The sequence below is a fragment of the Janthinobacterium sp. SUN100 genome (genome assembly GCF_030397705.1).
Lineage (GTDB): Bacteria > Pseudomonadota > Gammaproteobacteria > Burkholderiales > Burkholderiaceae_D > Janthinobacterium > Janthinobacterium kumbetense.
Map to the genome: position 1 here is coordinate 15,530 of NZ_JAPUBU010000001.1, position 20,167 is coordinate 35,696.

At 55.3% G+C, this 20,167-nt stretch carries 22 protein-coding genes; 16 read left to right on the forward strand and 6 right to left on the reverse strand.

What is annotated here, in order from left to right; genetic code table 11:
- Nucleotides 1-83: 83 nt before the first annotated feature.
- Both O0881_RS00065 and O0881_RS00070 read right to left on the reverse strand, forming a co-directional pair.
- Nucleotides 84-467: a hypothetical protein gene (locus O0881_RS00065; protein WP_289909454.1), complete on the reverse strand. Its 384-nt coding sequence runs from the start codon at nucleotides 465-467 to the stop codon at nucleotides 84-86.
- Nucleotides 464-1,626, reverse strand: a protein-coding gene (locus O0881_RS00070) for an IS3 family transposase (protein WP_289911430.1) whose coding sequence is annotated in 2 segments (ribosomal slippage) — nucleotides 464-1,371 and nucleotides 1,371-1,626 — 1,164 coding nt in all. Because the reading frame shifts where the segments join, the coding sequence is not laid out codon by codon here. The genes O0881_RS00065 and O0881_RS00070 overlap by 4 nt, the downstream gene beginning before the upstream one ends.
- A gap of 326 nt (nucleotides 1,627-1,952) precedes the next feature.
- Here O0881_RS00070 and O0881_RS00075 point away from each other — a divergent pair.
- From O0881_RS00075 to O0881_RS00090, 4 genes are read left to right on the forward strand one after another with little or no spacing between them, the layout of a single operon-like run.
- A complete protein-coding gene (locus tag O0881_RS00075) occupies nucleotides 1,953-2,642 on the forward strand; it encodes a PspA/IM30 family protein (protein WP_289909455.1) in 690 nt (229 codons plus the stop codon).
- The gene (locus O0881_RS00080) at nucleotides 2,639-3,682 is read left to right on the forward strand and encodes a hypothetical protein (RefSeq protein WP_289909456.1); all 1,044 of its coding nucleotides are present in this window, start codon (nucleotides 2,639-2,641) and stop codon (nucleotides 3,680-3,682) included. The genes O0881_RS00075 and O0881_RS00080 overlap by 4 nt, the downstream gene beginning before the upstream one ends.
- 10 nt (nucleotides 3,683-3,692) lie before the next feature.
- Nucleotides 3,693-3,935, forward strand: a complete 243-nt coding sequence (locus O0881_RS00085) for a hypothetical protein (protein ID WP_289909457.1) — start codon at nucleotides 3,693-3,695, stop codon at nucleotides 3,933-3,935.
- A gap of 60 nt (nucleotides 3,936-3,995) precedes the next feature.
- The gene (locus O0881_RS00090) at nucleotides 3,996-4,619 is read left to right on the forward strand and encodes a hypothetical protein (RefSeq protein WP_289909458.1); all 624 of its coding nucleotides are present in this window, start codon (nucleotides 3,996-3,998) and stop codon (nucleotides 4,617-4,619) included.
- Between the two features lie 981 nt (nucleotides 4,620-5,600).
- On the opposite strand, the gene O0881_RS00095 is transcribed toward O0881_RS00090, so the two are convergent.
- The 3 genes from O0881_RS00095 to O0881_RS00105 form a co-directional block, all read right to left on the reverse strand.
- Nucleotides 5,601-6,146 carry a PD-(D/E)XK nuclease family protein gene (locus tag O0881_RS00095; RefSeq protein ID WP_289909459.1) on the reverse strand — a complete coding sequence of 182 codons (546 nt, stop codon included), beginning with the start codon at nucleotides 6,144-6,146 and terminating at the stop codon, nucleotides 5,601-5,603.
- Nucleotides 6,143-6,595 carry a hypothetical protein gene (locus O0881_RS00100; protein ID WP_289909460.1) on the reverse strand — a complete coding sequence of 151 codons (453 nt, stop codon included), beginning with the start codon at nucleotides 6,593-6,595 and terminating at the stop codon, nucleotides 6,143-6,145. Before O0881_RS00100 ends, O0881_RS00095 begins: the two co-directional genes overlap by 4 nt.
- Nucleotides 6,596-6,889: 294 nt before the next feature.
- Nucleotides 6,890-7,942 (reverse strand): PRTRC system protein D, encoded by a 1,053-nt coding sequence (locus O0881_RS00105; RefSeq protein WP_289909461.1) that lies wholly within the window; start codon nucleotides 7,940-7,942, stop codon nucleotides 6,890-6,892.
- 1,205 nt (nucleotides 7,943-9,147) lie between these two features.
- Here O0881_RS00105 and O0881_RS00110 point away from each other — a divergent pair.
- The 3 genes from O0881_RS00110 (at nucleotide 9,148) to O0881_RS00120 (ending at nucleotide 12,927) form a co-directional block, all read left to right on the forward strand.
- The gene (locus tag O0881_RS00110) at nucleotides 9,148-10,227 is read left to right on the forward strand and encodes an integrase domain-containing protein (protein ID WP_289909462.1); all 1,080 of its coding nucleotides are present in this window, start codon (nucleotides 9,148-9,150) and stop codon (nucleotides 10,225-10,227) included.
- Nucleotides 10,224-10,931 carry a restriction endonuclease gene (locus O0881_RS00115; RefSeq protein WP_289909463.1) on the forward strand — a complete coding sequence of 236 codons (708 nt, stop codon included), beginning with the start codon at nucleotides 10,224-10,226 and terminating at the stop codon, nucleotides 10,929-10,931. The genes O0881_RS00110 and O0881_RS00115 overlap by 4 nt, the downstream gene beginning before the upstream one ends.
- A gap of 1,456 nt (nucleotides 10,932-12,387) precedes the next feature.
- Nucleotides 12,388-12,927 (forward strand): hypothetical protein, encoded by a 540-nt coding sequence (locus O0881_RS00120; RefSeq protein ID WP_289909464.1) that lies wholly within the window; start codon nucleotides 12,388-12,390, stop codon nucleotides 12,925-12,927.
- 124 nt (nucleotides 12,928-13,051) lie between these two features.
- On the opposite strand, the gene O0881_RS00125 is transcribed toward O0881_RS00120, so the two are convergent.
- Nucleotides 13,052-13,342, reverse strand: a complete 291-nt coding sequence (locus O0881_RS00125; RefSeq protein WP_289909465.1) for a hypothetical protein — start codon at nucleotides 13,340-13,342, stop codon at nucleotides 13,052-13,054.
- Between the two features lie 416 nt (nucleotides 13,343-13,758).
- Between O0881_RS00125 and O0881_RS00130 the strand changes: the two genes are divergently transcribed.
- The 9 genes from O0881_RS00130 (at nucleotide 13,759) to gspG (ending at nucleotide 20,167) form a co-directional block, all read left to right on the forward strand.
- A complete protein-coding gene (locus O0881_RS00130) occupies nucleotides 13,759-14,091 on the forward strand; it encodes a hypothetical protein (RefSeq protein ID WP_289909467.1) in 333 nt (110 codons plus the stop codon).
- A complete protein-coding gene (locus O0881_RS00135; protein WP_289909469.1) occupies nucleotides 14,078-14,470 on the forward strand; it encodes a hypothetical protein in 393 nt (130 codons plus the stop codon). Before O0881_RS00130 ends, O0881_RS00135 begins: the two co-directional genes overlap by 14 nt.
- A 598-nt stretch (nucleotides 14,471-15,068) precedes the next feature.
- Entirely contained in the window at nucleotides 15,069-15,635 is a 567-nt protein-coding gene (locus O0881_RS00140; RefSeq protein ID WP_289909471.1) for a hypothetical protein, read from the forward strand.
- Complete coding sequence (locus O0881_RS00145) at nucleotides 15,628-16,137, forward strand: hypothetical protein (RefSeq protein WP_289909473.1); 510 nt, start codon at nucleotides 15,628-15,630, stop codon at nucleotides 16,135-16,137. The genes O0881_RS00140 and O0881_RS00145 overlap by 8 nt, the downstream gene beginning before the upstream one ends.
- Nucleotide 16,138: 1 nt before the next feature.
- Nucleotides 16,139-18,424 (forward strand): general secretion pathway protein GspD, encoded by a 2,286-nt coding sequence (locus O0881_RS00150; protein WP_289909475.1) that lies wholly within the window; start codon nucleotides 16,139-16,141, stop codon nucleotides 18,422-18,424.
- Complete coding sequence (locus O0881_RS00155) at nucleotides 18,421-18,909, forward strand: type II secretion system protein (protein WP_289909477.1); 489 nt, start codon at nucleotides 18,421-18,423, stop codon at nucleotides 18,907-18,909. Before O0881_RS00150 ends, O0881_RS00155 begins: the two co-directional genes overlap by 4 nt.
- Nucleotides 18,896-19,282 (forward strand): prepilin-type N-terminal cleavage/methylation domain-containing protein, encoded by a 387-nt coding sequence (locus O0881_RS00160; RefSeq protein ID WP_289909480.1) that lies wholly within the window; start codon nucleotides 18,896-18,898, stop codon nucleotides 19,280-19,282. Before O0881_RS00155 ends, O0881_RS00160 begins: the two co-directional genes overlap by 14 nt.
- Nucleotides 19,282-19,734 carry a type II secretion system protein gene (locus O0881_RS00165; protein ID WP_289909483.1) on the forward strand — a complete coding sequence of 151 codons (453 nt, stop codon included), beginning with the start codon at nucleotides 19,282-19,284 and terminating at the stop codon, nucleotides 19,732-19,734. Before O0881_RS00160 ends, O0881_RS00165 begins: the two co-directional genes overlap by 1 nt.
- Nucleotides 19,735-19,744: 10 nt before the next feature.
- A complete protein-coding gene (gene gspG, locus O0881_RS00170) occupies nucleotides 19,745-20,167 on the forward strand; it encodes a type II secretion system major pseudopilin GspG (protein WP_289909485.1) in 423 nt (140 codons plus the stop codon).

The following is a 20,167-nucleotide window of genomic DNA, read 5'->3' on the forward strand; positions in this document are numbered from 1 at the left end:
CGTCTGTTTCTGGCCGATTGCCGTCGTTGGCAAGTTCCGCCTCGTTGCGGACGTTCGGTATAAGCTAGGTTTTTGCTCAAACATTAAGCCTTCTCGGTCAGTGCAGCGCGATAAAGGTTCAACTTTTCTTGGCCGTGAAAGTTCAGGAACTCCGCCATGGTAGGCGTCACCTTAGATTTTGCAGCAATCGTCCAAAACCTGGCTTCGCCGATCATAGGCACAAACCCCTCAATCAATCCGCGACTGGCGTTGTGGCTCGATGAAAGCAGCCATTGCTCCAGCAGTCGTGTGACGTCGTCGCTTGGAAGCTTTGACGACCGGACTAGCGCGACCGCATATCTGTAGTTGTGGCTATACATATCTACAATAAAATCAATTCGCTGCGCTACAGTTAGTGAACGCAACCACCGGCGAACCTCGGCATCAACTTGGGCGGTACCGGAACGACGTATGAATGTAGTGGTCAACCCATCCCGGACACTACGTTAAGTTTTTCTTCGGCGACGGCCGGTGCCAGTCCCTGGTTGAACTGATGTGGTCGTATCCAGTTATACCGGTGCATCAGGTAGTGGCTGATGTCCCGTTGTGCTTCCTGTGCCGTCATGTAACCAGTTGACGGCAGCCATTCAGTTTTGAAGCTGCGGAACAGCCGTTCCATCGGGGAGTTATCCCAACAATTTCCCCGACGGCTCATACTCTGTCGTATCCGATAGCGCCACAAGCGCTGACGGAATTTTCGACTGGCGTACTGGCTACCTTGATCCGAATGAAACAGCAGCCTCTGCGGTCGACCTCGCTGCTCGTAAGCCATTTCCAGCGCTTGCACAACAAGGTCGGCATCGGGTCGTAGCGAGAATGCCCAGCCCACCGCTCGGCGAGCAAATAAGTCCAACACCACAGCCAGGTAATACCATCGGCCTTGCGCCCAGACATAGGTGATGTCCCCGCACCAGACCTGATTTGGCGCCTCCACTGTGAATTCACGGTTGAGGTGGTTCGGAATATCGCCCCGTTCCACCGTAGCCTGCTTATAGGCATGGCTGCCAGGCTGTTTGCAGACCAGCCCTAGCTCTTCCATCAAACGACTGACTTTGAAGCGGCCAATTGCCGTGCCTTCCTCGCGCATCATGCCCATGATGCTGCGGCTTCCCGCCGAACTGCGACTCTCGACGAACAGCTCGTGCACACGGCCACGCAATGCCATGCGCTCAACATCAATGTGCCGGGCGCGCTCCCGATGCGCATACAGGCATGATCGCGCTACGTCGAACACCGCGCAGATCAACTCGATTGATTCGTCACCACAAATCTGATCGATTACCTCGTACGTTCTATCCCTTCCGACATCAAGAGCGCGGTAGCCTTTTTTAAAATGGACTTCTCCCGCTCGAGACGCTCAATACGTGCTTCGAGTTCCTGTATTCGCTGCTGATCTGGCGTCATTGCCTTGCTCTGCGGCGTGATGCCTTGCCGCTCCAACTGCAGCTGCTGCACCCAGCGGCGCAGCACCGATTCGCCGATGCCGACCGACCGGCTTGCCTCTACGTGGCTGTATCCTTGATCCAGCACCAAGCATGCTGCCTGCTGTTTGAACTCAGGGGAAAACGTACGTCTTTGCTTGCTCATCAAACACCTCTCCATGGCGAGCATTCTCGCCTAAATCAGTGTCCGGGTACATTAAACCACTACAGTGGCAGCTAGCGGATGGACGAGACGTATATCAAGGTAGAGACCCAAGCTCCGCCCTCATTTTTATCTCCCTTCCGCTGCGGTTTCACGTCCTTAGATTTCTTACACGAAAGTGAGCTTTGATCCATCGCAAAGAGCATGGTTTTTACACAGGATTGACGATTGACTTTGCAGGTAGTGGGATGCACGATGGATTCGCTATGGATGCACATTGGATGCAACTATAGCTAAGTACAGATGCTAGTTATTAGGAGGGAATCGACATGTTTGGACTGCTGAAAAACATCTGGGTACAACTGACCGGCGCTCTGCATGATGCCGTCGATAACAACAGTGACGTCGGACGCACGGCTCGTCAGGGTGTGCGCGAACTGCAGCAACAAATTGGCAAGGCGGAGGACAGCATAGCTGCCGTTGACGCCGAGTTGCGTCTGATGAGAAAGGACCATCAAACCGCCTTGAAGGACGCAACCAAGTGGGATCAAGTCGCCCGGACAGCGGCCAACGAAGGCCGCCGCGAGGAGGCTCTGGGCGCAATCAATAACCAGGTGCTGGCGGAGGAGCGCGCGCAGGCGTATGAGAAGAATGCCAACGACCTGGCACCATCGCTCACCGTGCTGAACCAGCAACTTGCCGAGCTGCGCATGCAGAAGCAGCAGCGCGATACGGCTGCCACCCTGCTTGAAGCGCGTAGCAAGGTTGCCAAGGCCAAAACCAAGGCGGCGCGCACCATCGGCAACGTTGGCCAGAACCCCGGCGTAGATTTCGAGGCACTCGATCGCAAGGTCGATCGTCAGGAGGCGACTGCTGCTGCCTTGAGCGACATGGCGAGTGCGCGCGCGGCCCTCAATCCTGAACTGCGTCTTGCAGATATTCGCCGCCAAGGCCGCCGAGTTGGGGCTGTTGATGGTGGAGCCGACTTCCTCAGGGCAGATTGCCGGAGACAAACATGAGTAGGCGAGCAAACCTGTCGCTGCTCCTGCTGGTGACTGATCCCGTGATCGCCCAGCCGCTAGCTGCATCCGCTCGGGGTGGGGTTAGTTCGGAGATGTGGCAGATATTGGACATTCTCAGTATTGTCATATGCTTGGCCGGCCTGGGATACACGGTTGTGATGGTTTTTCGCGTTATGACCGGCCGTTCGACAGCGGAAAAATTATTTGCTGCGGTACCGATAATGTTGTCAACAGTATTCGGGTGGCGGTTTATCGATACGATGTTTGATCGTCCAGCTCAACAAGAGGAGAATAGCTCCAGCTTGTTTTCGCGGCTGGTAGAGTGGGTGGGCAACCACCGGAGCGGCCTGGCCCTTGGGACCTGTGGTATCGCAGCGGCTGCCGGTGTTGCGTACATGGCTTACCGTGCGCACGACCGACGCACGTTGTCGCGTAAGGCTCGTCGCCAGGTGCGTGAAGTGCTCAACGCCCTCGACATCGTCGAGCACTACCGCATGTACTGGGCCGGCCGGTGTCCAGTGGATGAAGTCGCGAAGCTTCTTCGCCTATCCCGCATCGAGACCCTCAATGCAACAGGGGACCAACTGTTGGAACTGCTCGAGCATACCCATAATGGTGCGCCGCTGGATGATGAGATGCTGAAAAAATTCAAGCGCCTCAAAAACGACGTGGAGAAGACGGCCACCGACGGCACCGGCACTCGCGTTGTATGGCTTCCTGGCACCGAGGGAGTTAACAGTAACGACGAGCGGTGTGATGGCGCTAAGTCGGGAGCCATTCTCAGGCGGGAGCGGCCGGACCGGACTGGGTGGCATGGTATCGGCTGGGTATCACGACCATACCCCCAGTCGGACGAGAATGTTGCCGGCGGACTTACTCTCGCCCTGGTCGCTCCTGGCATCGCCGCAGCGACTGTGCGACAGGCCGATTTGGCCCACGGCGACGCTGGATGCCGCGCGAGCGATGACCGCGGCGCGGCATCCCGAAGAGACCGCTTAGGTTTCGGCGGCAACGAATCAAATAGCTACGATCAGTAGGAGAAATTGGATGGGCCATACACCACCGAAAAATATCGTGGATGCATTAACCGAATTGAGCAGAACGAATGAAGGCAAGTCGAATACTGCGCGCCTGCGTGAAATCCTCCCTGTGGTTGAGGCCACGCTGAAATCAGGCGTCACTCTGGAAAAAGTGTTGCTGACCCTGAATGACCAGGGTTTCGACTTGTCAATTTCGGGCTTCAAATCGGCGTTGCATCGTCTCCGCAAAGAGGAACGGTCCAAAGCATGAGAAGGGGACCGTTTTCGCAACTGCCTTTGGCGATTGGACACAATACCTAATCAATTTACCATGCCATTTCTATTCGCCATGACGTTACTTGGATGGGCCCACATGATCGCGGTGTACCGATCGCTCATGAGCGGCCGCCAGCCGATCCTCCACGTGCTCGCGCTCTTTAGCTTGATGCTGCTCTTCCTGGACGCAGCCTACCTTTCTCCGCTTAACAGCCGAGGCGTGCCTGGGGACGTGCGCAACTGGGTGCCGATGGCCGTGCTGGTATCCGGCCTTCTCAGCATGGCCACCTTCGGATGGAAGTTTTACTCGATTTACCGCAGTGGCAGCGATAAAACAAAGTCAGGATGGAGCTCCGGCTTGAGCTTGGCGTTCGTGGTCTTGGGGGGATACATGACCGGCACAGCCGTCGACCACGTGACATTTTTCAGCGATCCGAACAACTCCGGAAAGGCTGCCGCTGACGCGCTCGGTGTGAAAGACATCCGATGCGAGCAGATGGTTCTGGTGCGCCTAACCAGCACTGGAGCGGATTACCGCTGCCCCGTTTCGATTTCGCTAGGCATCATGTCCTCGACACCTTTCGTGCCCTGGCCATCGTATGTGCCCGGCCATAGCCACGAACTGAAAGCCGCGATCGACATGGCTTTCCGCGAGACGCACCGCCTCGACAGAAAGTAACAGCTAGTCATGGTGGTCCTTGTCAAGTTAGTGGCGCCGGGTGGGCGACGTCCATGCCTTGATGAGAGTGTTGAGACGAAGGACTTGCATTCGGGTCAACCAGTATGGCACTTGGCAACGCTCTTGCGTAACAAGGCCTCGCCAATACGGTTGACGAGCCACAGCAGGCGCGCCGGATCCATGTCATTCTCAACCACAACATGGAATTGATCTGGCGAAAGTTCGTCAATCCAATGAGAGCCGCCAGAGCGACGGGCTCGCCGTCAAAGAAGTTCGTGAGTCTTCCGTCGCCATTGTATTGCCAGATACTTTAGCGGTAATCATTGGAAATTTTATTGCGAAGTATCAATATTTACATGGAGGACGTTTTATATGGCGTATTGAATATTTTTTTCGCCATCATGGTGCGATACCTTTTGAAATATTTCGGGGGGAGTCATTGGAGTGTTGTTCAGGAAATTAAGTCTTCGCTGAATAGATGGGGTATTGTGAGATCGCAATTGAATTCATTGATATTAATATTTTTCGAGAATTTTGGAACTCTTCTGAATTGCCTGTGTCTAAGAAAAATTCATGAAAATTAGAGAAATTTAGATTGTCAAAAGAGTGGCATTTATGCTGATGAGAGTTATTTTAAGGCTATGTATTTATTGAGTAAAATTTTTAGGAGGCCATGATGAAGACGTTTGTATCCGTCCTGATTTTTTTGTTTATTGTTTTTGTCGGGACTGTGGCTTGGGTATGGCATGTAGTCAATTTTCCATATTTTGCGAGACATTGGTTCTTTACTTTCCTCATGTGGGTATTTACGATGTGGGGGTTCGCGTATCCAGCTTGGATAGTAATGTGTGACAACATAAAAAAGCGATGAGTGTCGTATGCACAGTAATATGATTAAGTTCAGGGGATGTTGAAATGTAATTTTCAAAAAATTTGTCTACGTGTATGTTGTGGAGCAACGAAGTTTTATGTTGGCTGTTGCTATCTCAAGTTTTTGCATTCCTGTATGTATTCGCAATGATGACAATGGGATGCTGATTCCGAAAAACGAACGGATGAAGCGCCGGATAATATTGTCAAGCGCCGGAGATGGAGCGCTTTGATTTGCTCAATGCCTAACAAGAAAACCTTGATCGCTTTGCGGCCTGATTTGTCGGGGCGCTCCACAACGACAAATCCATAATTGTTCACATTGGCTCCGTTTGCCAATTCCAGGATCATCTTTTGCACCGAAAGTTCGATCACGTCCGACATGAAAACACGCTCCACACGTCGAATTTTGTATTCCATCAATGTGAGTCTTCCTTTGTGGCGATAGACCCGATCAACACGCGCGATCAGTTTAATGGGGGAGTTGAGCGTAAAGGTTTGTTCTGCGTAAGCCAGGCTGGCGTACCGCAGTTCCTCCGGGAACCAGCACGGTCGCGTTCGAGACATCACATGTCTTCTTACTCCCCGTACCAGACAGAGCAGCAGAAGTACCCCACCTATATGCAAAAGCGCCGATAGAAAAGTCGACATGCTCATCTTTTTTCGGTGGTACGAGATACAAGGTGAGGACGCCGACGACGCCTCGTCGCCACTTTTTTCCGTCGCGACCGGTACAGTCGATCGCATAATTTTACAAACTTTGCTCGGACAGATTGCGCTACCTGGCAGTTTGTTTTATGCATCGCCGATAGCCATCTTGGTAGCATCTTGTACAACCATTTTGGGCGTTTGGTCGTTCGTTGCGACGATGCGTTGGCTTGGATGGACAACTGTTCTCGCAAACTTGTGGCCCCTAACGGCACGACATTCACCTCCAACGTTTCGATGAAGAATTTCACGTGTTGCAGCTCTCCATAGGCTCGTGCCTGTTCACGCTTGGGCGAACAGCGTGGGCCAAACCTGTCGGCCAGAACGATCTTGCGTTCGCAGTACCCCATTTCGGCCAGTTGGCTAGCACTGATACGAGGTAGCTCTTCGTTTTCCATGTTCGACTCCTATTCGCTTCTTGACGGGCCAAAAAGCTCCATCGATGCCAAGGCGACGACGGCATCCTGCCCCGGCGTGTTTGGTCCAGTACTTGGCTTGGTAAGCCACTGTGCCTCTATGACTGATGTGGTTTGTCCGCATTGCTGTACTACCAGTCCAGCATAGGCCAGCGTGCGCAGGCGATTCACGCGGCGTGGCCCCTTTGGGAACTTGACGAGATCGTCATACAGGGGAGGGTTGTCCGCGCGTTCCAGTTCTACACTTAAGCGGATGGTAAGAGGTGTGCCCATGGTTTAGGTCGCCATGTTGAGCGGATCCGTACCATCTGTCCGAGTCGACGAAGCGTCGGCCTGCTTGGCTAGTTCCGTGCCGGCATACTGAAAACCTTTAACGTTGGCGAAGATCGGATCCTTGAGTTCTTGCAGCTCGTGATGCGGGAATGCGGTTTTCAATGCTTTGCGATAGAAGAAGGCGCCACCGCCGACCAGAATGATATTTTTGATGTCGGCAGCGTCGCCCACGTAGTGCAGCATCTCGGCCACAGCCTGCTCCGGGATCTTCTGCGCGAGTGGCAGGTGTTGGGCAATGTCGTATTCTTTTTGAAAGATGACCGGCTTTTTTCCCGTTCGTAGCGCCAAATCGATCGCGTCATATTCGCGGTAGTGAGAGCCGGTGGCTCGGCTGATGCCTTCGATGATCGAGTGAAGCACGTCAAACATGCCACGCGGTACCGAATGGCTGCGCTTGTCAATTTGCTGCATGCCTTGCGTCACAAGCCAGTCAAACGTCCGCCGACCTGGATCGATGATCAGATTCCGTTCTTTGCGCATCTGAGCAAGGCGCCCATGAGTCAGCCCGCAGTACATCAGGGCCCCGGATGGCTGCGCAATTGCTTTGACGCGCGCGATCGTGATTTTTCTGCCTTCCGCCAGGATGTGTTCACCGGTCACGCGGCGTTCCAGCGCCGCCACCTGCTTCTTGAGTTTATACGTGGCCACCGGCAGACCAAGTACAAGGAGATCGATCCGGTCGAGACGCATGTAATGCAGTGCACCCAGTAGCAAAGCCAGATATTCAGGCGTGGCACTGTAGCTGTCATGCTGCAGTACATTGGCATTGAAGATGTCGGATGCCAGGTGAGCATCCGGCCCGACCTCATAGTTCAGATCGTCGACTGGGACGCAGACGGTCCGACGTTTCATTCCCCAGGCTTCCTGCTCATAGACTGCTTCACATGGGTGGGCCTGCGACGGGAACATCGCGCAGCGCACATCACCAGCGCTGACCCCTGCAATGAATTTGGTATTCCCTCGGCCAATATCCACGGCTCGCACGATGGGTTCCACTTCGTCCTCCTGATTGCTGCAAGTGATCAACAGTAATAGTGGGGTGGTACGTATTCCATGGGAAAAGCCCTGCTTTTTTAGCAGAATTTGTAGTGAGTACGATTCCAGACGTGCTGGGGGCCGGCTGGAATCGCGCTGCGGCGCGGCTATATTGGTGCATGCTGGCGTGAGATCGCATCGCATCTGCGCTGGAATTGCGTCGCACCGCGGACGTCTTTTGGTTGCTCATCTGTGTACCTGGCTCAGTCCGTTCCCATGTTCAAAACCATTTACAATCAGAGGAATGGCCACGCGGCGTTCTTCATAGGGAGAAATCCTCGTCAGATGCGATTACCAAATAAATTCGACCTCAATCACAAATTTTCAGTGCCGAAAATCGGCTTGACATTCGAAAAAACTGATCATATTCTGTGACGACTGTCTGGACCCCACTTCCAGGAACATCGCGTTCCAAATGTGGCGCTGGCAAGCGTGGTATGCCGTTGCAGTCGTAACCTGTCTATCGAAGCGAAGTTGATCGGCCGCGCCCTGCGGTCGAATTGAGTGGTATGTCAGTGAAGAAGTATGTCGGGCGGCCCCTGCGGGGGTAACTGCTCGCGCGTGATTTCTCGTCAAGAGACGCTTGTCAAATCGGAGAAGGCCTTGCGGCGCTCCGTCGCTAATTTACGATCCTGGTAGTTTCGATGTATCGCCTGCGGCCGCGAACCGCAGGAGAGTGATTTATCACCTATTCAATCTTCCTGCTGTACGAAGAGCCTATCGCGGTGCCTTGTTGTGACGTTGCCGAAGAAGCTTCGATCAACCTGGTTAGTGCGCAATCACGAAGCGGCCTGGTGGTAGGGCTGAAGGGATGACCGTGAGGGAAGAGAGGGCAAGGTCCTGGTTCAATTGAGAGTGGCCGGGGCACCTAAATGTCTTTGTGGCGCAAGCGCCGCACTGCTCGCGCAAGACGCGGGGACTAACACAGAAGGAGAAATTCGCTGGTTATTCGCATGAGCATTTTTAAGACACCGCGCCTTCGGGCAAATAGAGAATCCGCCATCGACGCTGAGATAGGGGCAGCGCGTTGGAATAGATAGAACATATCTCCCTCGTCGGCGCAGCAGGCCAGGCGCCGATGCCAGTTGAAGGCCACACCGGGGGCATGCGCGCCAGACAGTGCAGCATGCCAAATCGACAATCCTGAGAATCGGGAGGGAGAAGTCATGCCTCATAACACTCAATGGAGGGAGCAGCTTGATACGTTGCTGGACGCGTTCAATGAACGGCATGCCAGCGTAGGAAAAGGGGTTTCGCATAGCACCAGGGAGGCGCGCAGCCAGGGCTTGTACCGGACCTTCGCATTACTGCGCAAATTGGGCTTCAAGCCAGTACCTGAAAACCTGGCGGAACGGCATGTGCGCGCGTTGATGGCGTATTGGACGGCGCAGCCGCTACCGGCAGATGTCTTGCTCGATATGCCGATAACGATACCGCGCCGTGCATATCCCTGCAGCGCGGCCTACATTCAGCAGCAAATGAGCTTTATCCGGGTTTTTGCCAGCTGGATTGGTAAGCCGGGCCTGGTGCGCAGTGCCGTGAGCTATGTGAGCGACCCGTCGATGGTGCGCCGCTCATATGGGGCGCTCATCGACAAGGGGTGGGAAAGCCACGGTCTTGCTGTCGATGAGGTGATTGCGGCCGTTGATGCGGTTGACGGTCACGTGGGAGGGCAGTTGGCGATGATGATCGCCTTTGGCCTGCGCCGTAAGGAAGCTGTGATGTTCTGCCCGCGCGTCGCCGAGATACCGGCGTATGCCTTGCCAGTTCAGCATCCTCGATCCGATCATTACATCAGTTTTTTGCGCATCAAGCGCGGGACGAAGGGTGGCCGGCTGCGTTATGCGGCAGTGCGCACGCCTCAGCAGCGGCAAGCACTGGCGCGGGCGCGTTGTCTCGCCCGGCAGGACTGGGGGCATATCGGACATCCTGGACTGTCCTTGAAACAGTCGCTGGACCTGTTTTCGAATGTGGTGCGTTCAGTCGGGTTGACCAAGAATGACCTGGGTGTCACGCCACACGGCTTGCGGCACCAGTTCGCCGGTGATCTGTACTTTGACATCACGCAGGTGCAGCCGCCGGTACGTGGCGGCGAGCTGTTGATTGATCGTGAGGTCATGGCGGATGCCTATCGGCAGGTGGCCGAACAGCTGGGCCACCATCGAAGGCAGATCAGCAATGCATATCTGGGTTCGCCGGTGGGCCGGCGCAATGACGAAGCGGATTTAATGGGAGCGGCATCATGAAACGGGGACATTGGCAGCGTTGGTCGTCGGGAGATTCGCATGCGCGGTGGGTCAAGCGCTCGGTAGGCGGTCATGATGGTGGTGAGAGCGTCGAGTATAGAAAGCCTGGCGCCGTCCGCGCTCCGCGTCCGCCGCGCGAGCGATATGAAACCGTTCTGGCCCGTTCGCGCGGCGTGAGCGGCATGCTGGTTCGATGTGCGTCGCAGTTGTTCAATGTGATGCGCATGCGCCGGCTGCCTGAGCATCGCAGGCGTATTGGTCAATCGCGCGCGGTGTTGCGGGCTGTGAGGCAGTTCGAAGGGGAGGGATACGCGGCGCGGTGCCTTGCCTATCTGCGCAATGTGGATCCGCTGGTGTTCGAAGAGGTGGTGCTCTCGTCCCTGGAGGACGCTGGGTTATTTGTTTTGCGCAACGCGAAGTACTCTGGGGATGGTGGGATTGACGGCAAGGTGTGGCTGCCTGGGTATGGCTGGTGTGCGGTGCAGTCTAAGCGCTACGGCGGCCATGTGAATCATCACCATGTGGCGGCCTTCGGCGAGGCCATTTGTCATCATGGTTTTAGGGCGGGACTATTTCTGCATACCGGGCGCAGCGGCGCGGCCGTGTATCCCCACCTGACCAAAAGCAAAGTGGTGCTGGTCAGCGGAGCTAGTTTGGTACAACTGGTGTTGGGAAGGCGCGCGGGGGAGGTGGTATGGAGGTGAATGCGGAGAGCCGGCAGTTGCTGCGAGCATGCCGGACGGCCGGATCAACCTATACGGTGATCGAGAAAAGCGGGTGCAAGGGTATTGAGGTGGCCGATGCCCGTCTTGCGGCGCAAGCTTATTATGATGCACCAGTGGAGGGGCGGCCGTTTGTCTTATGCAATTTTAGTCACTCATCATGTGTGATTGCTGACACGCGGCGCGTTTCACGATGTGGGCGCTTGGTAAAGCATGTGATCGTGACATGTGACGATGGGGGAGCATTCATGCGCTGTTTTGATCAATTGGTGCATGAGCGCTTTAGACTGCTGCAAACAAGCCAGATTTGAGAGTGAACGACGTATCGAGCAACCTTGAACTATCGATTTTCGGTGAACTTTCGACTTAGTACGGCTTGAATTCGTCAAGAACTACTGCAAAAATGAGAGTGCTTTCTGTGAGAATCGCTCTCACATTGCTCCTGCCGTCTCCATCGCGGATGTCTGGCAGGATCTTGCCACTCACGTGGTGAGCGTTGCGGTCGTCACCCGTCATTCACCTGTCGAGTAAGACTTCGACACGTTGCTTCGGCAACCGATCTTTGCCTGGCCACTTGTCAGGCTGATTGCGCAAGCAGAGGATCGTTTGCGTCACGGAAGTACAGTTCAATCGCTACTTCTCAGATTAGGCCCCTGTTCTCAGGAATGGCGGGCCTTCTTTCGCTTGCCTATCGGATGTTGACGATAGCCAGGCATATCTTCTCGTGTGCGGGGCATCGCGGTCCCCGTGAGGAGCCATGGTGCCTTCTTTTTTGGAGAGCTATCATGTCTCAACGACAACATCTACAAAATCAGGAAAACCCGCTGTGTGTTTTGCTTGGCGGTACGGGGCTACGTGAGGTGTGTGGGCACGCGCACGTCGAGTGTGCACTACTGTGCTCGCGCTCAGGTAACCCTCTGGTGCCGCAGACTTCTACGGACGAGTTGCAGTTATATCGGTCTCATCCTGGCAGTGGATTTCAGTACCAGAGGTCAAGCATTGGTGCGTTGTTTGCCTGTGTTGTCCATCTCACGACTGAATTCTGGTTGCTGCGACCCTGGCTGAAGCGGCTGATTGCCCGGAGTCATTCACCGTCTGGACATAGGGCTTGCTAAGGAGACCAGCATGGTAACCAGGGTATTTGGAAAGGGTGTCGAACCTGATGGGATGGGTCTCGACGATGAGCGTTTTGAGGCGGAGTGCCCGGCATGTTCACATGAACGGGCCAGGTACCACAGCTGGGAAAGCGCCGAGTCTGGCACGATCAATCAACACTGGAGCGTTTATTGCCCCGGATGTGGTTACTCGTTACCAGATGAGGGAGAGTGCTAAATAGATTGTCTCGTTTGCTTGTTAAAGGAGCGAGGCGTGTGTAGATGAGGGGGCACCAGCATCCGATGGGATGCCGGCGTTCCCTTTATTTTTTGTGGAGGACATCATGCAAAACGATGGAGAGATGAGGGCCGGAAAGCGGCGGCGCTCCTTGGTCGAAGTTGAAGAAGAACGGGTTTGGGCGAGTCTTTATCGGCGCACGGCAGATCCGATGATTGCCGCGGAGTTGGTGGCACATCTGGAGAAGAGCGGTGAATTGCGATTTCAGCATAGTGGCCTGTATCTGCGCTGCAAACAAGTACTGCGAAGGGAAAAGGCGCGTCAGGTACGCCTGCGCAAGATTGGTGCTGGTATCCGTTGGGCATTCCATATGGTGATCGGTGCCCCCCTTGGCTTTACTGGAAGGCTGATCAGGAATATGGGAGCGGTCATCCTGGCCAGTTTGCCGGAACGCGAGGACAGGGCTGCCGCTCAGCTACACAGGTTGAAATCTGGGAGCGCTAGTCAGGTTGACGCCGGCGAGGATGTATCGCCGTCAGAAATTGTTCATCCACTACGTGAACAGGCTGCAACTGAATCTAGGCACCAGGCGAATATCGGTGCATCTCAGCGGTCGACAAGGCGCGCTGGCGGCAGGGCGCGTTGAATTGTGATCGAGTGTGGCGGGGTGGCGTCGACATCGTGCTTCTAGGACAGGTGCTATTGCTGATGAACTCGGGATTCTTGCCCAGGGAACCGTTTGATGTCTGGACGGGACATCAGTAAGCTGGCTATCGGTGAAGTACGACGCCGGCCGATGTGCGGCACGATGCCACCGTCTCGTCGATGAGCTTATGCAGTAACCGAGTCTCGTCGGCACGGCCCCGTAAATGCTGTTTGCATTGTTCGATGTAGGCGTCGAGATCGGCGAGCCTTTTGATACCCACTGGCTCGAAGCCTGTGACGTAGCGCAAGCGCTCGACGTCTCTCGACGTCAGTCGGATATGTACGCCAAGTTGCAGCATGTTTTTGCCAATCGCGGCCCTCATCAGATCCGTCATCCAGCACAGATCGTTTTCCATAGATGCATCCGTTGCTCAGGATAGGCACCCATCGAGCAGATTTCAAGTTGCCAGCATGTGCAGGGCTGGCCTCGTCCAGGGTCGTGCCAGGTGCCAGCATCGATTGTCCAGGACGTTTCAATTCCCTTAAGCATGGAGGACATCATGAAACATCAATATTTACCTTGGAAGAGGAGTGGGGCGCCACACGCCAACGCAGCTGGAGAGGTCGATCCGCTCATTGAGCAGTTGGAGGCGCTGCCTCCAGGTACGCGCGTTGTGACCCGGGACGGCGCGCAGTTTATTCGAACAAACAGGACGTGCATTTGTTTTTGCGACCTGGCGACCGGACACCTGTGCTCAGCAAAGGATCTTTGCTATGTACATGGAGGTTCCACGGGCGGCGGGGTAGGGCATTTGCACTAAGGAGCATTGTCATGAACGAAGTGATCAATATAACGATTGGTTTGATTTATTACGAGTATTGCCGCGCGCTGGACATCCGTGACGACGAACGGCGGCGGCATGAGCTGATGAGCGTGATGTTATATCGCGCTGAGGAGATGGGGTATGACGACTATAAGCGCGGCATTGAGCAAGTACCGCGCTTGTTTAATAGGGAGGTCGGCTTGCGGGATGCCTGGCTGATGGGTTTTGCGCACGCAGCGATACGCGACAGTGTTGAACAGTTGATGGAATTGCGCAGGAAGCGTCAGCAGGACCCTGCCGAAGCGGTAGAACGCCATGGAGGCGACGATGGACGGTGCTGATGAGGTGCACGGCCTGGCCGTAGTTCAGCAATATATCGAAGCAACTGAAAAGTGGCGACCCTGTAGCGGTGAGCTTGTGCACCTGGAAGCATTTCGGGCAGCTCTGCACTTAGGCTACGAAGACTACTTCGACGGAAGGGAGGAAATGCCGCTGGTGTTTCTATTCAATGAGTCGCTGCAGGAACTGTGGCTGGAAGGTATTCGTCTCGCCAAGACGGCAGCCGAAATGCGCTTATGTCGTGCTCACGGTGGCTGGAGATGTTCATGTGCTCAAAGGGTTGACGGGGTGTGTTGGAGAAATGGGCTACGTCAATGCATCGTGAGCGAGAGGCAAAGCAGGGTGGCCAGCCTTGTTGCGCTTGGTGAAGGCAGTGCTTAATGCCTGTCTGGAAACAGTTAGCGCCTCTACTTGAGGCGCTTTTTTTAGACAAACCACAGCCCAATTTTGATAGTCAGATAAACAGTGAACGTCGATGTATAAATTCGGCCATTCATCCTGGATGGCAACTATCTTTGAATGTCCGTGATGGTGAGTAAACGTTCACTCAGTTTCAAGCGAAAAAATCTGAAAAGTGGGGGGTATCCAATCAGCCAGCATGGTTTTCGTGGACGCTACTGACGCGACGAAGTCTAGAGGCGTACCACTGGCTGAGGCTTTAGAACACCTAGTTGCGGCAATCCAAGAGGGGCTACTGCGCGAGCGCGTCGTTATGTCGGGGCGCCAGGCGATCCGCAAAGATTTTCGTTCCTCGATCGAGTTGGTTGCATTCATTCAAAAATCTGATTTCAGAAAATTCCACTTTTAAACGCGATCGGTTGGTGGCCGATTGCTACGACGCGGGCAATTCTGCCACCAACCAAACAGAGTTTCCATGGTCCTTGTTACTCATAGATTACTTTTTTAAATGCACTTTTATTGTATTGTTACATTTGGTTAGATTGCAATAATTCTTGCTGTATATAATCATGTTGTTTAAGTGGAAATTTTGCAATCTGATGAGGCTCAGTTGACTATACTGCCGTTTTGCGGGTTCTATGTACGGCGGTTGTTTCAGAAGCAGCCCGTAGCAATATCCGGACTACTGTTTTCCTTTGTACTGGCGGCTGGTGCATGTTATGCCAGCTGGTACTGGGAATGGGAGAGCCAGGTGCTGACCGAGCAATTGCGGGAAGCCAAAAGCCTGAGAGTCGCACCGGCGCTAGTAACCGTCACTGCCGTGAGCAACGCCGTGGCTTTGCCCACGTTTTCTTCCTCTGAATTCACCGAGCAGTTTTCGGCCATTGCCCGCGAAGCGAAAGTGCCGCTCGATGAATTGTTCTACGTTCTCGAAACCGGACAGGCCCAACCATTCTGGCGTTACCGTATCACTATCGAGATAAAGACTGGCTACCCAGAACTCCGTAACTTCATTGCAGCCCTTTCCAGCGCATTGCCGAATGTAGCGCTGGATACCATCCATTGCCGTCGCGAAGATGTCGCAGCGGCGGGGCTTGCCTGTCAATTGACGCTGTCGGCGTTCTTCCGAAAAAAAATGCATGGATAAGTCGCAGCGACTGCGTTGGGGAATATTACTGTCCACGTTAGCGGCAACGTTGGGTGCGATTGCCTATCCGAAGACGGAGCCGGATATTCCTGCGCGCCCGCGCCCCGCCTTCCCTCACGCCGCGCCGGATGCACGTCTTGACACGGTGTCTCCTGAGCGGGAAATCGATTGGGTCGCTACTGATGAGAACCCGTTTACGTCGCGCGGCTGGGTCAGCCCGCCAACTGAATCGGCGACAGCCGTCATCCCGGTAGTGATGCCGACACAGGCACCCGTCGTGCCGCCTCCGCCTGTCTTGCCTTTCAAATTCATCGGTCAGATGGTCGATGGTGCCGATCAGGTGATTTATCTCGGGATAGGTGAACAAGTAATGTTGGCGCGGCTCGGTGAAATATTGGACGGTACCTATAAGGTGGTCGCCATCACGCCAACGCAGGTCGAATTTGAGTTTATAGCGAGTGGTGTACGTCAGGCGTTACCACTGCCCGGACAGGACCGTTAAGATGTTCAGAATGATTTTCAAGCGTGCTGGAGCCGTCTTTCTCGCGGTGGTACTGTCGGGCTGCGCCGCTCAGCAACACCACCGAGATGGCATCGAGGCGATGGCGCGCGGTGACTATGCAAAGGCCCTGCAGGAATTGTCGCAGGCGGCCACGATGGCGCCCGATGATGTCGCCTACCGACGCGACTGGTTACGCGCCCGCGAAGATGCCAGTAACAAGCTGTTTGGCGCTGCCGCGAACAGCGCTGCGGCTGGAGATTACCGGAAAGCTGAAGCAAGTTATCGCCAGGTCCTACAGTATGAACCAGACAATCACCGGGCGCAGAGTGGCTTGACCAAGCTGGTGGACTTGCAGCGGGCCGACGACGAGGTGATCGCGGCACGCAGGGCGTTTAAAGAAGGTGACGTGAATCGCGCCGCGGAATTGGCCGCGGGTACCTTGCGGCGCGTGCCTGGGCACGTAGGAGCCCAGGCGCTCAGAACCGAACTTGATGCGCAACTGGCGCTGGCGACGCCCGCCGTGCCGAAGCTAAGTGCTGTCTATGCCAAGCCGATCAACCTGGAATTTCGTGACGCCAGCATCAAGATGGTCTTTGATGCGCTGTCGCGCACCACCGGGATCAACTTCATCTTTGATAGGGACGTCAAGCCGGAGCAACGCACGACGGTCTTTCTGAAACAGACATCGCTCGATGACGCGATTGACGTCATCCTATCCACCGGCCAGTTAGATAAAAAGGTGCTGAATGCGAGCAGTGTCCTGATTTATCCGAGTAACCAGACCAAACAGCGTGAGTATCAGGACCTGATGGTGCGCGCTTTCTATGTGGCAAACGTTGAAGCCAAGCAGACCGCCAGCATGCTGAAGACCGTGCTGAAACTGAAGGATATCCATGTCGAGGAAAAGAGCAACATGCTGGTGTTGCGCGAAACACCGGAAACGATTGCGTTGGCTGAAAAGCTGATCCGGTTGCAAGATATGGAAGAGCCAGAAGTGATGCTGGAGGTGGAGGTACTGGAGATCAACCGCTCCCGCCTGCTGAACGCGGGCGTGCAGTGGAACAGCCAGTTGACCGTGACGCCGCTGGGCATCACATCGTCAATGCCGACGACAGGAAGCAGCACGTCGTCGATGAAAATCAGCGATCTGCGCAACCTGAATAGTGATCGCCTCGGTATCACGGTGCCATCCGCCACGATCAATTTGCAGAAGACTGACGCGGATGCCAAACTGTTGGCAAATCCGCGTATTCGTGTGCGTGACCGGGAGAAGGCGAAAATCATGATCGGCGACAGGGTGCCGGTTGTGACGACCACCAGCACCAATACCTTTGTTACTGAAAATATCCAGTATTTGGAGGTGGGGTTGAAACTGGAGGTCGAGCCGGACGTGCATCTGCATGACGAGATCGGTTTGAAGCTGGGACTGGAAGTGAGTTCACTAGTGTCATCTGTGAAGACGAACAATGGTTCCCAGGCCTATCAAATCGGCACGCGCAACGTCAACACATCGTTACGGTTGAAAGATGGCGAGACGCAAATCCTGGCAGGTCTGATCAACGATGAAGACAGATCGGCGGGCAACCGCGTGCCGCTGCTGGGTGACTTTCCTGTGCTTGGGCGTTTGTTTGGCAGCCAAAACGACAGCCGGCAGAAGACTGAGATCGTGCTGTCGATCACGCCTCATTTGATCCGTAATATACGACGCCAAGGCCCCGCAGCCGAATCGTTCTGGTCCGGCACCGAGACCGCGCTGCGAGACCGGCCTCTGATGCTGCGCAGCGTGGATGAAAAAGGTGGAGGCAATACCCATGCAGGCGGCGCGGCAACCCCGCCTTCGGTCGCCCCTGCGTCGGCGCAAATGCCCGCGACGGCACTCAATGCACCGAAGCTGCTGTGGACCGGACCAGCGACGATGAAGAGTGGAGAAGTCGGCACGTTCAACCTGCGTCTTAACACTGCGGAGAAACTGCGCGCGGGTAGTGTGCAACTGGGCTACGATCCTGCGGATTTCGAGTTTGTCTCGCTTGATGATGAAGGCTATTTCAGCAAAGGCAGCTTCAGCAAATCGGTCGATACCGCCAGTGGCCGCATCTCGGCCAGCTTCGACAGCGGGGCGGCAGCGCCACCCTCCGGCGAGGGAGCGATGCTGAGCCTGCAACTCAAAGCACGCGCACGTGCAACAGACAGCGCGATTGGCGTCATTTCCTTCATGCCCGTCGGCGCGCAAGGTGTGGTTGGCCGTCCCGCTTTGCCGCTCATGCATAACGTGACGATTGCGCCATGAGTTTCGGCAGCGGCAAGCGGAGGCAGCGCGGCTTCACATTACTTGAACTGCTCGCGGCGGCGGCCATTCTCGGCATCCTGGCTTCCGTCGCGGTGCCAGTGGTGCAGACCACCGTGCGGCGGGAGAAAGAGCGCGAGCTGCGGCTTGCTTTGCGCGACATTCGCAGCGCTATTGACGCCTACAAGGCGGCGTCGGTTGCCGGGCGCATCGAAACCGGCATCAATGAGTCGGGATATCCGCCACGCTTGCAGGACTTGGCAGGCGGCATCCCCGTTAAGGACAAGTCTGGTGCATTGACGATCTATTTCTTGCGCAGGTTGCCGCGCGATCCTTTTGCCGACCGCAGCATAGCGGCCGCCGATACTTGGGTGAAGCGAAGTTTCGATTCTTCGCCTGACGCGCCGCGTGAAGGCGCAGATGTATTTGACGTGGCCTCCCGCTCGCCACTCATGGGACTCAACGGAGTGCCATATGCGCAATGGTGACATAAAACAGCATGGATTTACGATGATCGAACTGCTGGTGACGTTGCTGATTTTGGGGCTGCTAGTCTCTCTGGCTGCACCACGCTATTTCGGCAATATGGACAAGGCGAAGGAAGACGTGCTGCGCGAGGATTTGTATGTGCTACGTGATGCACTGGATAAATTCTATTCCGATCGCAGCCACTACCCGAACACGCTTGATGAGCTGGTGACCGAGCGCTACATTCGAAAGATCCCCGTCGACCCGTTCACACAGAGCGCAAAGAGCTGGATACCGGTGCCTGCGGCGGATCCAAGCATGGGTGTGGTTTCTGACGTGCGCAGTGGCGCGCCCAATACTGCGCGCGACGGTACCTTGCTGAAGGATTGGTGATGCGGCACGAACGTGGGTTCAGCTATGTAGTGGTGATGTTTCTGGTAGCAGTCACCGCCATTACTTCGGTACGGGCACTGGAAAACGTCCAGGTCAGCGAGCGGCGGGACAAGGAAGCCGAGCTTTTATGGCGTGGGATGGCGTACCGGAACGCTATTCGGGACTACTACCTCGACAGTCCTGGCACTGCCCACAGCTTTCCGCAGCAGTTGAGTGCATTGTTGTTAGACGAGCGCTTCACCCGACCCAGACGGCCATTGCGCAGGCTCTACCGCGATCCGATGACGGAAGATGGAAATTGGGGACTGGTACACAACAACGATGGGGCACTGATCGGGGTGTATTCGCGGTCGTCCGCCAAGCCGCTGAAACAGGCCGGGTTCGTACCGGAGTTGCAGGCGTTTACGGGCACCCAGCGCTACAGCGACTGGAAATTTGTCTTTCAACCATAGGATAAGCACGATGTCTCGTATCCGTTCTGCGCATGGTTTTATGCTGCTTGAATTACTGGTGGTGATTGTGATCATCGGGCTGTTGTCGGCCTTCGTAGCGCCAAAGTATTTCGGGCAGATCGGGCGCTCGAGAACGCAGATTGCGATGGCGCAGGTCGAATCGTTTGAAAAGGCGCTGGATCAGTACCGTATTAATGTTGGCCACTATCCTGCCACCGATGCTGGCCTGATCGTTCTATTTTCTCCGCTCGCCAATGAGTCGAATTGGCGCGGCCCCTATTTGAAAAAAGGCGTGCCACAGGATCCATGGGGGCATGCGTATCTCTACCGCTCGCCAGGCAGCGAAGGACGGGAATACGAAATCGTCAGTTTCGGCTCCGACGGAGCGCAGGGTGGTGGCGGCGAGGATGCCGATATCGAGAGTTGGAAGTGA

Excerpts from the sequence above, each read along its gene's own strand:
- O0881_RS00075 (WP_289909455.1), top strand. The coding sequence starts at position 1,953 with ATGTTTGGACTGCTGAAAAACATCTGGGTACAACTGACCGGCGCTCTG.
- O0881_RS00080 (WP_289909456.1), top strand. The coding sequence starts at position 2,639 with ATGAGTAGGCGAGCAAACCTGTCGCTGCTCCTGCTGGTGACTGATCCC.
- O0881_RS00085 (WP_289909457.1), top strand. The coding sequence starts at position 3,693 with ATGGGCCATACACCACCGAAAAATATCGTGGATGCATTAACCGAATTG.
- O0881_RS00090 (WP_289909458.1), top strand. The coding sequence starts at position 3,996 with ATGCCATTTCTATTCGCCATGACGTTACTTGGATGGGCCCACATGATC.
- O0881_RS00095 (WP_289909459.1), bottom strand. The coding sequence starts at position 6,146 with ATGAGCATGTCGACTTTTCTATCGGCGCTTTTGCATATAGGTGGGGTA.
- O0881_RS00100 (WP_289909460.1), bottom strand. The coding sequence starts at position 6,595 with ATGGAAAACGAAGAGCTACCTCGTATCAGTGCTAGCCAACTGGCCGAA.
- O0881_RS00110 (WP_289909462.1), top strand. The coding sequence starts at position 9,148 with ATGCCTCATAACACTCAATGGAGGGAGCAGCTTGATACGTTGCTGGAC.
- O0881_RS00115 (WP_289909463.1), top strand. The coding sequence starts at position 10,224 with ATGAAACGGGGACATTGGCAGCGTTGGTCGTCGGGAGATTCGCATGCG.
- O0881_RS00120 (WP_289909464.1), top strand. The coding sequence starts at position 12,388 with ATGCAAAACGATGGAGAGATGAGGGCCGGAAAGCGGCGGCGCTCCTTG.
- O0881_RS00125 (WP_289909465.1), bottom strand. The coding sequence starts at position 13,342 with ATGGAAAACGATCTGTGCTGGATGACGGATCTGATGAGGGCCGCGATT.
- O0881_RS00130 (WP_289909467.1), top strand. The coding sequence starts at position 13,759 with ATGAACGAAGTGATCAATATAACGATTGGTTTGATTTATTACGAGTAT.
- O0881_RS00135 (WP_289909469.1), top strand. The coding sequence starts at position 14,078 with ATGGACGGTGCTGATGAGGTGCACGGCCTGGCCGTAGTTCAGCAATAT.
- O0881_RS00145 (WP_289909473.1), top strand. The coding sequence starts at position 15,628 with ATGGATAAGTCGCAGCGACTGCGTTGGGGAATATTACTGTCCACGTTA.
- O0881_RS00150 (WP_289909475.1), top strand. The coding sequence starts at position 16,139 with ATGTTCAGAATGATTTTCAAGCGTGCTGGAGCCGTCTTTCTCGCGGTG.
- O0881_RS00155 (WP_289909477.1), top strand. The coding sequence starts at position 18,421 with ATGAGTTTCGGCAGCGGCAAGCGGAGGCAGCGCGGCTTCACATTACTT.
- O0881_RS00160 (WP_289909480.1), top strand. The coding sequence starts at position 18,896 with ATGCGCAATGGTGACATAAAACAGCATGGATTTACGATGATCGAACTG.
- O0881_RS00165 (WP_289909483.1), top strand. The coding sequence starts at position 19,282 with ATGCGGCACGAACGTGGGTTCAGCTATGTAGTGGTGATGTTTCTGGTA.
- gspG (WP_289909485.1), top strand. The coding sequence starts at position 19,745 with ATGTCTCGTATCCGTTCTGCGCATGGTTTTATGCTGCTTGAATTACTG.